This is a genomic window from Variovorax sp. 38R, assembly GCF_014843395.1.
GTDB classification, from domain to species: domain Bacteria; phylum Pseudomonadota; class Gammaproteobacteria; order Burkholderiales; family Burkholderiaceae_C; genus Variovorax; species Variovorax paradoxus_H.
This window is the reverse complement of the sequence record NZ_CP062121.1, coordinates 2,122,633-2,134,908: the sequence shown is the minus strand read 5'-3', so window position 1 is coordinate 2,134,908 and position 12,276 is coordinate 2,122,633. Positions and strand designations below refer to the sequence as shown.

At 68.3% G+C, this 12,276-nt stretch carries 13 protein-coding genes; 12 read left to right on the top strand and 1 reads right to left on the bottom strand.

What is annotated here, in order from left to right; genetic code table 11:
- Window positions 1–100 precede the first annotated feature (100 nt).
- The 6 genes from IG196_RS09535 to IG196_RS09510 all read left to right on the top strand — a co-directional run bounded on the left by IG196_RS09535 (window position 101) and on the right by IG196_RS09510 (window position 5,520).
- Window positions 101–418: an ArsR/SmtB family transcription factor gene (locus tag IG196_RS09535; protein WP_192195953.1), complete on the top strand. Its 318-nt coding sequence runs from the start codon at window positions 101–103 to the stop codon at window positions 416–418.
- A 296-nt stretch (window positions 419–714) separates the two neighbouring features.
- Window positions 715–2,001: an arsenic transporter gene (locus IG196_RS09530; protein ID WP_192195952.1), complete on the top strand. Its 1,287-nt coding sequence runs from the start codon at window positions 715–717 to the stop codon at window positions 1,999–2,001.
- A 35-nt stretch (window positions 2,002–2,036) separates the two neighbouring features.
- A complete protein-coding gene (gene arsC / locus IG196_RS09525) occupies window positions 2,037–2,468 on the top strand; it encodes an arsenate reductase (glutaredoxin) (RefSeq protein ID WP_192195951.1) in 432 nt (143 codons plus the stop codon).
- Entirely contained in the window at window positions 2,452–3,171 is a 720-nt protein-coding gene (gene arsH, locus IG196_RS09520) for an arsenical resistance protein ArsH (RefSeq protein ID WP_192195950.1), read from the top strand. Before arsC ends, arsH begins: the two co-directional genes overlap by 17 nt.
- Window positions 3,172–3,319: 148 nt before the next feature.
- Window positions 3,320–4,357 (top strand): AraC family transcriptional regulator, encoded by a 1,038-nt coding sequence (locus tag IG196_RS09515; protein ID WP_192195949.1) that lies wholly within the window; start codon window positions 3,320–3,322, stop codon window positions 4,355–4,357.
- Between the two features lie 71 nt (window positions 4,358–4,428).
- Window positions 4,429–5,520, top strand: a complete 1,092-nt coding sequence (locus tag IG196_RS09510; RefSeq protein WP_192195948.1) for a hypothetical protein — start codon at window positions 4,429–4,431, stop codon at window positions 5,518–5,520.
- 26 nt (window positions 5,521–5,546) lie between these two features.
- On the opposite strand, the gene IG196_RS09505 is transcribed toward IG196_RS09510, so the two are convergent.
- The gene (locus IG196_RS09505; protein ID WP_101492088.1) at window positions 5,547–6,734 is read right to left on the bottom strand and encodes an ABC transporter substrate-binding protein; all 1,188 of its coding nucleotides are present in this window, start codon (window positions 6,732–6,734) and stop codon (window positions 5,547–5,549) included.
- A 187-nt stretch (window positions 6,735–6,921) separates the two neighbouring features.
- On the opposite strand from IG196_RS09505, the gene IG196_RS09500 reads away from it, so the two are divergent.
- The 6 genes from IG196_RS09500 to IG196_RS09475 are packed head-to-tail and all read left to right on the top strand — an operon-like array spanning window position 6,922 to window position 12,274.
- A complete protein-coding gene (locus IG196_RS09500) occupies window positions 6,922–8,184 on the top strand; it encodes a dienelactone hydrolase family protein (protein ID WP_192195947.1) in 1,263 nt (420 codons plus the stop codon).
- Window positions 8,181–9,050, top strand: coding sequence for a PDR/VanB family oxidoreductase (locus tag IG196_RS09495; RefSeq protein ID WP_192195946.1), 870 nt, complete (start codon window positions 8,181–8,183; stop codon window positions 9,048–9,050). Before IG196_RS09500 ends, IG196_RS09495 begins: the two co-directional genes overlap by 4 nt.
- A 23-nt stretch (window positions 9,051–9,073) precedes the next feature.
- The gene (locus tag IG196_RS09490) at window positions 9,074–10,417 is read left to right on the top strand and encodes an aromatic ring-hydroxylating dioxygenase subunit alpha (RefSeq protein ID WP_192195945.1); all 1,344 of its coding nucleotides are present in this window, start codon (window positions 9,074–9,076) and stop codon (window positions 10,415–10,417) included.
- Entirely contained in the window at window positions 10,414–10,902 is a 489-nt protein-coding gene (locus tag IG196_RS09485) for an aromatic-ring-hydroxylating dioxygenase subunit beta (RefSeq protein WP_192195944.1), read from the top strand. The genes IG196_RS09490 and IG196_RS09485 overlap by 4 nt, the downstream gene beginning before the upstream one ends.
- Entirely contained in the window at window positions 10,899–11,492 is a 594-nt protein-coding gene (locus IG196_RS09480; RefSeq protein WP_192195943.1) for a cysteine hydrolase family protein, read from the top strand. Before IG196_RS09485 ends, IG196_RS09480 begins: the two co-directional genes overlap by 4 nt.
- Complete coding sequence (locus IG196_RS09475) at window positions 11,489–12,274, top strand: SDR family oxidoreductase (RefSeq protein ID WP_192195942.1); 786 nt, start codon at window positions 11,489–11,491, stop codon at window positions 12,272–12,274. The genes IG196_RS09480 and IG196_RS09475 overlap by 4 nt, the downstream gene beginning before the upstream one ends.
- Window positions 12,275–12,276: the final 2 nt, after the last annotated feature.

Sequence of the window (12,276 nt, the reverse complement as noted above, 5' to 3'; positions counted from 1 at the left end):
CGCGGATGGCCGTTGCCTGCCAACCTGATGGCCGATTCGCGCCACCGGTCTTTTTGTTGCGTGGGTTGCCTCGATTCAATAATTCAAAGATACTTGAATAATGGAAGAAAACGATGTGGTCCGCGCCTTGGGCGCACTCGCGCAACCCGTGCGCCTGCGGGTGTTTCGTGCCCTGGTGGTTGCGGGGCCCGACGGGCTGACGCCGGGTGCGCTCACTGAAGCGCTGGCGGTGTCGGCCACGGGCCTGTCTTTTCATCTCAAGGAGCTGGTGAACGCGAGCCTGGTCTCTCAGGAGCGGCAAGGGCGCAACCTCATCTACCGCGCGTCGTTCGACCGGATGAACGGCCTGCTCGGCTACCTCACCGAGAACTGCTGCCAAGGGGAAGCCTGCCTTCCGGCGACCGCCTGCGACTGCTGACATATGAAAGCCTGTGCTGTTGCACGCCGCGTGCGTGCGCTCTGGCGTGCTCCCGCCGACGGGGCACCTTGCTCCGCGAATGTCCTCCGGGCTTCGCCCTCCCCCTTGATTTCGCTGCGCAAGGCACCCCATCGACGTGAGCGTTGGGCAGTGCGGTCGTTGATCGGCGAGCACCAGCAGCGTGCCCCAGTGCACAGGGCACTGGGTGCTTCCCGCAGCGAAATCAAGGAGGAGCCGAAGGCGGGGGACATTCGCGGAGGGAAGTACCCGGTGGCCTGTGCACGCGCCCTGAAAAAATGACCACAGCCCTTCTCATCTTTGCTTGCACGTTGGTGCTGGTCATCTGGCAGCCCCGCGGCCTGGGCATCGGCTGGAGCGCCATGCTGGGAGCAGTCGTCGCATTGATCTTCGGCGTGGTGCAGCTCGCCGACATCCCCGTCGTCTGGGCCATCGTCTGGAACGCCACTGCAACCTTCATCGCCGTGATCATCATCAGCCTGCTGCTCGACGAAGCCGGCTTCTTCGAATGGGCTGCCCTGCACGTGGCCCGCTGGGGGCGCGGCAATGGCCGGCGGCTGTTCGCCTTCATCGTGCTGCTGGGCGCCGCGGTGTCGGCCCTCTTTGCGAACGACGGCGCGGCGCTGATCCTCACGCCCATCGTGATGGCGATGCTCGTGGCGCTCGGCTTCCGGCCCGCCGCCACGCTCGCCTTCGTCATGGCGGCGGGCTTCATTGCCGACACGGCCAGCCTGCCACTCATCGTGTCGAACCTCGTGAACATCGTGTCGGCCGACTTCTTCAAGATCGGCTTCAACGACTACGCGGCCGTGATGATTCCGGTGAACCTCGCCGCGGTCGCGGCCAGCCTTCTGGTGCTGACGCTGTACTTCCGCCGCGACATTCCGGCGAGCTACGACGTGGCACAGCTCAAGAACCCCGTCGAAGCCATCCGTGACCCGGCCACCTTCCGGGCCGGCTGGGTCGTGCTGGTGCTGCTGCTCGTCGGCTTCTTCGGGCTGGAGCCGCTGGGCGTGCCGGTCAGCGCCGTGGCGGCCGTGGGTGCCGCCCTTCTTCTGGCCGTGGCCGCGCGCGGACACGTCATCAGCACGCGCAAGGTGCTGCATGGCGCACCCTGGCAGATCGTCGTCTTCTCGCTGGGCATGTACCTCGTGGTCTACGGGTTGCGCAATGCGGGGCTGACGGGCCAGATCTCGTCGCTGCTCGACGTGTTCGCGCAAGGCGGCGTGTGGGGTGCCGCCATCGGCACCGGCTTCCTCGCCGCAGGGCTGTCATCGGTCATGAACAACATGCCGACCGTGCTGGTGGGCGCGCTCTCCATCGACGCGTCGGGTGCCACGGGCCTCGTGAAGGAAGCCATGATCTACGCCAACGTCATCGGCTGCGACCTTGGCCCCAAGATCACGCCGATCGGCAGCCTGGCCACGCTGCTGTGGCTGCACGTCCTCGAGAAAAAGGGCACGACCATCGCCTGGGGCTACTACTTCAAGGTCGGCATCGCGATGACGCTTCCCGTGCTGGCCGTCACGCTGGCCGCGCTCGCATTGCGCCTCAGCGTCGGCTGATTCATTTCATTTTTCTTTCGTCCACCGAGATTCCCATGAGCGACATCACGATCTATCACAACCCCGCCTGCGGCACGTCGCGCAACGTGCTCGCGCTGATCCGCAACACGGGCGACGAACCCACCGTCGTCGAGTACCTGAAGACCCCGCCCGACCGCGCCACGCTCACACAGCTGATCGCCGCGATGGGCGTGCCCGTGCGCGATGTGCTGCGCCAAAAAGGCACGCCGTACGACGAACTGGGCCTTGGCGATCCGACCTGGAGCGACGAACAGCTCATCGACTTCATGCAGCAACACCCGATCCTCATCAACCGCCCCATCGTCGTCACGCCGCTCGGAACGCGCCTGTGCCGGCCGTCCGAAGAAGTGCTCGACATCCTGCCGAAGCCGCAGCAAGGCGCCTTCTCCAAGGAAGACGGTGAAGCCGTGATCGACGCGAAAGGCCAGCGTGTCGCCAAGCCCTGACCTCCCCCAGCTCGACGCCGGTGCGTTCCGCATCCCCAGCCTGCAGGAGCTGCTGCCCACGGCACGCGCCATGCATGCACCGCGCATCCTGCTGCTGTACGGTTCGCTGCGCGAGCGCTCCTACAGCCGCCTGCTGACCGAAGAGGCCGCGCGCCTACTGCGTGCCATGGGCGCCGAGCCCCGCATCTACGACCCGCGCGGCCTGCCCCTGCCCGACGGCGAGCCCGAAGACCATCCGAAGGTGCAGGAGCTGCGCGATCTCGCGCAGTGGGCCGAGGGCATGGTGTGGACCTCGCCCGAACGCCACGGCGCCATGACCGGCATCATGAAGGCGCAGATCGACTGGATTCCTCTGGCCGTCGGCTCCGTGCGGCCCACGCAGGGCAAGACGCTTGCGGTGATGGAGGTGTCGGGCGGCTCGCAGTCGTTCAACGCGGTGAACCAGCTGCGCGTGCTGGGTCGGTGGATGCGCATGATCACCATCCCCAACCAGTCGTCGGTGGCCAAGGCCTTTCTCGAATTCGACGACGCGGGCCGCATGAAGCCCTCGCCCTACTACGAGCGCGTGGTCGACGTGATGGAGGAGCTGATGAAGTTCACGCTGCTCACGCGCGACTGCGCGGACCACCTGGTCGACCGCTACAGCGAGCGGCGTGAGAGCGCGGAGGCACTGTCGAAGCGGGTCAACCTGCGCAGTATTTAGACACAAGTCGGGCAAGCTTCTTGCAACGGGGACGCCCGTTGCCCGGGCAATTCCCATGGCGGCGCGCGGCGCACCGACGTAGATTCCAGCGTAGAAAAAAGCGTCCGTTTCCGTCGCTTTCCCCCACTTTGGCCCCGCAGGAGTGTCCATGGACGCATGGTCGAGTCAGCAACTGTCCCCGCTGTACAGGCGCGAGGTCTTCCGCTCGCGCGAGGCCGAAGAGACCGACGCGCGCGTGGCGCGCGAACTGAAGCCGCACCGCAGCGCATGGGGCGCGGGCGATGTCGATGCCATCTTCTGCCGCGCAGAGATGAGCGCACTGTCGCTGTGCATCCTGCGCTACGGCTGCGACGTCGACATCGAGCCCGACGCGCTCGGCAACTTCGTGCTGGTGCAGATGCCGCTGCGCGGCCATGCCGACATCCACACCGGCGGGCAGACGCTGCAGATCCATCCCGGGCAAGGCGCCATCATTTCCGCCCACAAGCCGGTGCGCCTGCGCTGGCATGCCGACTGCGAACAGCTGATGCTGAAGATCGAACTCAGCCGCCTGCAAGAAGTCGCTCGCCATGCCTTTGCCCTGCGCGGCACCGACACCGTGGGCGAGATCGACTTCGACATGCCCCTTCGGCTCGACGACGCGGCGGGCACGCAGTGGTGCCGCATGGTCGCGAGCCTGGCCTCGCTGCTGCCGGCGAACGAGTTCGAGCGCTACGACCCGCGCTGGCTCGCGCACTGCGAAGACAACCTCATGCTCTACCTGCTGTGCCACCGGCCCAACTCGGTGCTGCAGCGGCATGCCGACGCGCAGCGCGGCACCGAAGAAACCAGCCTGCGGCAGCTGCGGCGCGCCGAGGAGTTCATGCGCGAGCGGCTCGACTCGCTGCTGTCGCTCGAAGACGTGGCACAGGCCGCGGGCGTCACGCGCCGCGGCCTCGCCCTGCTCTTCCGTCGCTACCGCGACCTCTCGCCCGGCGAGGTGCTGCGCAACATGCGCCTCGATGCCGCGCACGCGCAGCTCGCGCGGCACGACGGCGCCAGCGTCACCGAGGTGGCGCTGAACTGCGGCTTCTCGCACCTGAGCCGCTTTGCCGCCTGCTACCGCGAGCGCTTCGGGCAACTGCCGCGCGACACCTCGCGTGACACCGTGCAAGGCAATTCGCGCCTTTCTGTTTCGAGGCATTGAGCGCAGGCGGGTGGCTCGGGTCGCGCTGCAGTCCTGCATCGCTGGCGGCGCGATGTCTGGTAGAAAACGCCATGACCGTCTCACTCGCGGCTTCCCTCCTCAATCTCGCGCTCGGACTGGCGCTCTCAGCGGCAGACAAGGCCGACGGCAACCGCTTCACGCTGGAGGGCGCGACATGCAAGCCCGGACCCGACGGCGGGCTCGAAATCCGGATACAGCGCATCGAGGCCACCGCGCTGCAGCTTGCGTCCGGGCCATTCGTGCTGGAGATCGGCCGCATCGCTGTGCACGACCTGGTGGCGCAGATACGAACCGACGCCGGCGTGCCGCGCCTGGATGCCGTGCAGGCGCGCGAAGTCGAATGTGCAGGCTTGAAGCTGCAGGGCCCCCTCAACATGGCGTCGCACGTGCGCAAGGCAGGCGACGCCTCGCTGACGCCAGACGATGCGTGGCGCCTTGACCCGCTCGGCCAGGCCGAAGGCACGGTCCGCGCACAGATCACAGATGCGCACCTGCTGTTCGACGCCGACGTGACAGTGCCGATACGGCACGGCCAGATCGACTTCAACGATGCGACCGTCGAGCACGTCGGACCCGACTCGCGCATGGGCATCAGCCGACTGGGCCTGTATGTCGATGCGCCCAACGGGCGAAGCTACCTGTACCAGTTCGCGTCGGCACCGCTCGCCGGTGTGGAATTCGAGCACCGCGGCGCCCTGCTCGGTTCGTGGGTCTCCGGGCGCGGCAAGCTGCAACTGCAGGCCTTCGCAGAGTCGACGCTGCGACAAGGCCGCGACAACCTCGACCCCGGGCTGACCGCGCAGGCGCGCCTGTTGATGGCCCGCACCGGGCTGTCGGGCGAGGTCCGGCTCGGCGATGGGTTGCTCGCCATGCCAGGCCTGCAAGTGCATCTGCAGGGGCGCCATGAAGGGGCCAATGCCATCGCGCTGCACTCGAAGTCCGCCGGCCGCGGCTTGACCGCGGACATCGCCTCGCTGTCGGCGCGCGACGCTGCAGCGAGCTGGAAAGGCGCGCAACTCGGCGTCGACGCGTTGACGGCGAAGCTCAAGGTGCAGCTGCTGGTCGAAGGGCCCCCGATGCGCTTCGTGCTCGAACTGGAAAACGCCACGCTCACGACGCCGCGATTTGCGTCGTCGCGCTGAGCGGCAGGCCGCGTCGTCGGCGCACTTCAGGACTTCATCGCGCACTGCACGGCCGTGCGGTCCTGGTAGCGCTCCAGCACGGTGCCGATCACCTTGTTGGCGATGCGCCCGTTCGCGTCCTTGGCGATCACGCGCAGGTAGTAGTTCTGGATCGGGAAGTTGTTCGACCCGTAGCGGAAGTCGCCGCGCACCGACTTGTAGTTCGCCGCCTTGATTGCCTTGAGCAGTGCGGGCTTGTCGGCCACCTTGCCGCCGACGTCGCGCACGGCCGCGTCCATCGCCATCAGCACGTCGTAGGCCTGGCCGGCATAGAACGACGGGTTGCGCCCGTTGTTCTGCTGGCGGAACGCCGTCACGAAGCGCTGGTTGGCGGCGTTGTCGAGGTCGAACGACCAGTGCGCGGTGTTGAACAGGCCGAGCATCGGCTCGCCGACCGCGGGGATCATGTCTTCATCGGCCGAGAAAGCGGTGGAGATCAGCGCCACGTCTTTCGACAGCCCCGCGCCGACGAACTGCTTGATGAAGCTCACGCCCATTGCGCCGGGCAGAAAGAAGTACAGCGCATCGGGTTTCGACGCACGGATCTGCGCCAGCTCTGCCGAGTAGTCGAGCTGCCCGAGCTTGGTGTACAGCTCGTCGCCCACGCCGCCCTTGAAGGTGTGCTTGAAGCCGTTGATGGCGTCCTTGCCGCCGGGGTAGCTGGGCGCGATCATCGCGACCTTCTTGAAGCCCTTGTCCGAGGCGAACTTGCCGGCCGACTCGTAGTACGCGTCGTTCGGGTACGAGGCGCCGAAGAAGTACGGGTTGCAGCCCGCGCCCGAATAGCCGCTCGGGCCGGTGTTGCTCGACAGGTAGGGCACCTTGGCCGCGAAGAGCGGCGGGCCCACGGCCAGCGCGACCGACGAGCCGACGGGCCCGGTGAACAGGTCGATCTTGTCGCGCAGCAGCATGCGCTCGACCACCTGGCGCGCCATCTCGGGGTTGCCTGCCGTGTCGGCCTCGACGAACTCCACCGGCACGCCGCCGAGCTTGCCGCCCAGTTGCTTCATCGCGACGGCGAAGCCGGCCTTGGCCTCCGCGCCGCCGACGGCGAAGGGGCCGGACAGGTCCATCGCCAGACCGACCTTCACGGTCTGCGCCTGCGCGGGTAAAGCCAGCGCGCCCACCAGGACGGTGAGCGCGCACAAGACGGATCGGGGCGTGGCCTGCGACATGAAAGATCTCCTCGGGGTGAGTTCGTTGAACGTGGGGGAGCAGCAAATGCAGGCCGCAGTCTCTGTGCGGCGGCGGCGCCCCGCTATCCGTTTCGTGCGGCGCAAACCGCTGCACGAAATGGACAGACAACAGGCCGGCGCGCTCCCCAGAATCGCCGCCGACCCCACCACTTCGAGAGACGAACCGATGAGCGACACCATCGACATTCCCACCGGCGACGGCACCCAGACCTTTCGCGGCTACCTGGCCCTGCCGGCCTCGGGGCGCGGCCCCGGCATCGTGCTGTGCCAGGAAATCTTCGGCATCAACGACTACGTGCGCGAGGTGGCCGACCTCTACGCCGAAGAGGGCTACGTGGTGCTCGCGCCCGACCTGTTCTGGCGCATGGAGCCCGGTGTCGATCTGGGCTACTCGCCCGACGACTGGCAGCGCGCCTTCGGCTTCTTCCAGAAGTTCGACATCGAAGCCGGCGTGGCCGATGTCACGGCGAGCGTGAAGGCGCTGCGCGTGCACCCGGCCTGCACCGGCAAGGTCGGCGCGCTGGGCTTCTGCCTCGGCGGCAAGCTGGCCTACCTGGCCGCCGCGCGCTCGGGCGTGGACGCGGCCGTGGGCTACTACGGCGTGGGCATCGAGGGCGCGCTCGACCTCGTGCCGAAAATCGAATGCCCGATCGCCCTGCACTTTGCGGAGCTCGACCAGTTCTGCCCGCCCGAGGCCCGCGTCCAGGTGCTCGAAGCCTTCGCCGGCAAGGCCGATGCGCAGATGTACGTTTACCCCGGCGTCGACCATGCGTTTGCACGCACCGGCGGCGACCATTTCGACAAGCCCTCCACGCTGATGGCGCACCAGCGCTCGATGGCGCTGTTCAAGGACGCGATCGGCCCGGTGTACGACCTCTCGGCGCTGTGGGACAAGCACTGCGAGTACGAGTTCGCCACGCGCGACGTGGTCGCCACCATGGCCACGATGGTGAGCGAGCCCTACGTGAACCACATCCCGACCATGACCGGCGGCGTGGGCGCCAAGGAGCTGTCGCGCTTCTACAAGCACCACTTCATTCCGAGCACGCCGCCCGACACGCGGCTCACGCCCATTTCGCGCACGGTGGGCGCGACGCAGATCGTGGACGAGATGCTGTTCAGCTTCACCCACACGGTCGAGATCGACTGGCTGCTGCCGGGCATCGCGCCCACCGGCAAGCCGGTGGAAATTCCGCTTGTGGCCATCGTGAAGTTCCGCGGCGACAAGCTCTACCACGAGCACATCTACTGGGACCAGGCCAGCGTGCTGGTGCAGATCGGCCTGCTCGATCCCAAGGGCCTGCCCGTGGCCGGCGCCGAGACCGCGCGCAAGCTGGTCGACGAAACGCAGCCGTCGAACACGCTGATGCCGCGCTGGGAAAAATCGACCGGGCTCACCATCGCCGACCCGGCGCTGCCCTTGGGATGAGCGGCGCTTCCGACATGCTGGCGCTGGTCGTGGACGCGGTCACGCCGCTCACGCCGGCGGCTGCGTGCGCGCACGGCCGCGACCGGCCGTTCGTGCGGCACCGCGTGCCGGCGCACGGAACTCGCTGCTGGTGCGAGCCCCAGGGCGCGGGCGGCTCGACCTGGATGCACGCGCTGCAACCCGGCGCGGCGCTGACCGCGCACGCGCCGCGCAACGACTTCGCGCTGCACGCGGGCAGCACGCCGCCGCTGCTCCTTGCGGGCGGCATCGGCATCACGCCGCTGCTGTGCATGGCGCGCTCGCTGGCGGCCGAAGCGCGCCCCTTCGAATTCGTCTATGCCACGCGCTGCGAAGAAGCCACGGCCTACCTGCACGAGGTGCGCGCGCTCGGCGGCACCGTGGTGCACGACGGCGGCGACCCGGCACGCGGCCTCGACCTGCGCGCGCTGCTGGCCGCGCCCGTGCCCGGCCGCCACCTGCATGTGTGCGGCCCGCGCGGCATGGTGCAGGCCGTGATCGACACCGCCCGCGCGCTCGGCTGGCCCGACGACCACGTGCACTTCGAACTCTTCGCCGGTGCCATCGAGCAGGCGGGCGATGCGCCCTTCGAGGTGCGCACGCTGCGCTCGGGCAAGACGCTGACCGTGGCGCCGCACCAGAGCCTGCTCGACGTGCTCATCGCCGCGGGCCTGGACCCGCTCTACGACTGCCGCCAGGGCGACTGCGGCGTGTGCGTGGTCGACGTGATCGAGGGCGTGCCCGACCACCGCGACCACAACCTCAGTCCGCGCGAGAAGGCGGACGGCAAGACCCTGTGCACCTGCGTGTCGCGCGCCAAGACGCCGCACCTGGTGCTCGACATCTGATGACGTTTCAGGAGACCTACCCGATGAATCCCGTGATCCCCATCATCCCCATCGCGGCGACAAACCCGATCGACATCCAGTCGCTCGTGCAGCCCGACCGCGTGCACAAGCGCGTCTACACCGACCCCGCCATCTTCGAGCTGGAGATGGACCGCGTGTTCGGCCAGGCCTGGATCTACATCGGCCACGAAAGCCAGGTGCCCAAGCCCGGCGACTACTTCACCACCCGCCTGGGCCGCGAGCCCGTGGTGATGGTGCGGCACACCGACGGCCAGGTGCACGTGATGTTCAACCGCTGCCCGCACAAGGGCGCCAAGCTCGTGCCCGACGGCAGCGGCAGCGCCGGCAAGTTCCTGCGCTGCCTGTACCACGGCTGGACCTTCAAGTGCGACGGCAGCCTGCTGTCAGTGCCGCTGCGCAGCGGCTACGAATGCACCGCGCTCGACCTGAAAGACCCGCAGTACGGCGTGCGCAAGGTGGCACGCGTGGCCACGCACCGCGGCTTCGTGTTCGCCAGCCTGTCGGAAGACGGACCTGAGTTGAAGGAATTCCTGGGCGGCGTAGCCACGTCGCTCGACAACTTCTGCGACCGCGCGCCGGAAGGCGAAGTCGAGGTCGCCGGAGGAGTGCAGCGCGTGATTCAGCGCAACAACTGGAAGATCTTCTTCGAGAACCTGCACGACACCATCCACGCCGTGGCCACGCACGAGTCGTCGTGGCGCGCGGCCAAGGAAGAGCACGAATCGATGCCGGCCGGCACGCCCAAGCCCTTCGAGGTGGTGATCGTCGACGGCAACGGCGAACCGCTGGAGTTCTGGGAGAAGCTGGAGCTCAAGGGCTACGACCACGGCCACGGCTTCATGGAAGGCATCTTCGTGCCGCCGACCGACCCCGTGAGCCTGGCCTACGTGGCCTCGCTCGAAGCCGCAAAGGGCGCCGAGCGCACCGACGAGATCCTGCGCGTGAACCGGCACAACACCATCGTGTATCCGAGCTGCTCGCCGCACACCTCGTTCCAGCAGATCCGCGTGATTAGGCCGCTGTCGGTGGACCGCACGCTGGTCGAGATCTTCAGCTTCCGCCTCAAGGGGGCGCCCGAGGCCACCTTCCAGCGCACGCTCAAGTACACCAACATCGTCAACGCGCCCTCGTCGAACGTGATGTCCGACGACCTGGAGGCCTACAACCGCGTGCAGGAAGGCCTGGGCTCCGACGGCGGCGACTGGGTCAGCATGCACCGCGCCGCGGGGCGCGACCAGCCGCTGCCGGGCGGGCGCGCGTCCAACGGCAACAGCGAGATGCCCTCGCGCAACATGTTCGCGGCGTGGGCCGGGTACATGGGCGTGCAAACCGGGAGCGCCGAATGAATTTCCGCGACTGGAACGAACAGCAGGACCTCACGCAGTTCCTGCACCACGAGGCGCGCCTGCTCGACGAGCACCGCTGGGACGAATGGCAGAAGCTCTTCACGCCCGACGGCCTGTACTGGGTGCCGCTGGTGCACGGCCAGGTCGACCACCTCAACCATGCGTCGCTGTTCTGCGAGGACGCGCTGCTGCGCTCGATGCGCGCACGGCGGCTCGAGCAGGCGCGTGCCTATTCGCAGCAGCCGCCCACGCGCACCGTGCACGTGCTGGGCAACATCGCACTCGAATCACGCGACGACGACGCAATCTGCACCGTGCGCTCGACCTTCCTGCTGCTGGAGTGGCGCAAGACCGAACAGCGCACCTTCGGCGGCAGCGTGCTGCACACGCTGCGCCGCGCCGACGACGGCTGGCGCATCCAGACCAAGCGCATCGACCTCGTCAACTGCGACGCACCGCACGAAGCCCTGCAGGTGTTCCTGTGAAGGCCGCGCTGCTGGCGATGCACTACCAGAACGACGTGCTGCACGTCGACGGCAAGGTACGCGTGGGCGTGGCCGCCGACGACCCCGCGCGCCCACGCCTCATCGCCTCGGCCGCACGGCTCATCGCCGGTGCGCGCGCCAACGGCGTGCCGGTGATCTTCGTGCGCATCGCCTTCGCGCCCGACTACGCGGACTGCCTGCGCAACTGCACGCTGTTCCGGCGCGTGGCCGAGAGCGGCGCGGTGCAGGAAGGCAGCTGGGGCGCCGGGTTCTACGACGAACTCGCGCCGCTGCCGGGCGAGGCCGTCGTCACCCACAAGCGCAACAACCCCTTCTGGGCCAGCGGGCTCGAAGAGGCGGTGCGTGCCACCGGTGCCAGCCGCCTGTACGTGGCCGGCATCGCGACCAACCACGTGGTCGAGCACGGCGCGCGCCATGCGAGCGACCTGGGCTACGACGTGGCGGTGGTCGCCGACGCCTGCAGCACCGCGCAGGCGCACCTGCAGGCGGCGAGCCTCGAAACCCTGGCGATGCTCGCGGACGTGGTGCACGTGGACGATGCCGTCGCGGAGATGGGAGGCCGCGCATGACCCCGCTGCAAGGCAAGGTCGCGATCGTGACGGGCGCCGCCGCGCTGCTGGGCAGTGCCATCGTGCGCGCCTTCGTGCAGGCCGGCGCGCGCGTGGTGACGGTCGATATCGACACGTCGCGCGGAGAAGCGCTGGCGGCCGATGTGGGCGCGGGCTGCCGCTTCGTCGCCTGCGACATCGCATCGGACGATGCGCTCGATGCGCTCGTGGCCGGCACGCTGCGCACCGAGGGCCGCATCGATTGCCTCATCAACAACGCCGTGGTCTACGGCGACGCAGGGTTGAATGCCGCGCGTGCCGACTGGCTGGCCGCGCTGAACGTCAACCTCGTTTCCGGCGCGATGCTGGTGCAGAAGACCGCCGACGCGCTGGCCGCGCACGGCGGCGCCATCGTGAACATGGGCAGCGTCGGCGGCAAGTTCGGCGCGGCGGGTCGGGCGCTGTACCCGGCGGCCAAGGCCGCCATCCTGCAGCTCACGCGCAACCAGGCCGCCACGCTGGCGCCGCGGGGCGTGCGGGTGAACTCGGTGTCGCCGGGCTGGACCTGGTCGGACGCGCTCTCGCGCATGACGAACGGCGACCGTGCACGCGCTGACCGCGTCGGCGCGCCGATGCACCCGCTGGGCCGCGTGGGCGACGGCGACGACGTGGCGCAGGTGGTGCTGTTCCTGTGCTCGGACGCGGCGCGCTTCGTCACCGGTGCGGACATTCCGGTCGATGGCGGCTTCTCGATGCTGGGGCCGGACCAGGGGCGGTCGGCGCGGGACTGGTTCGAGGCGTAGCA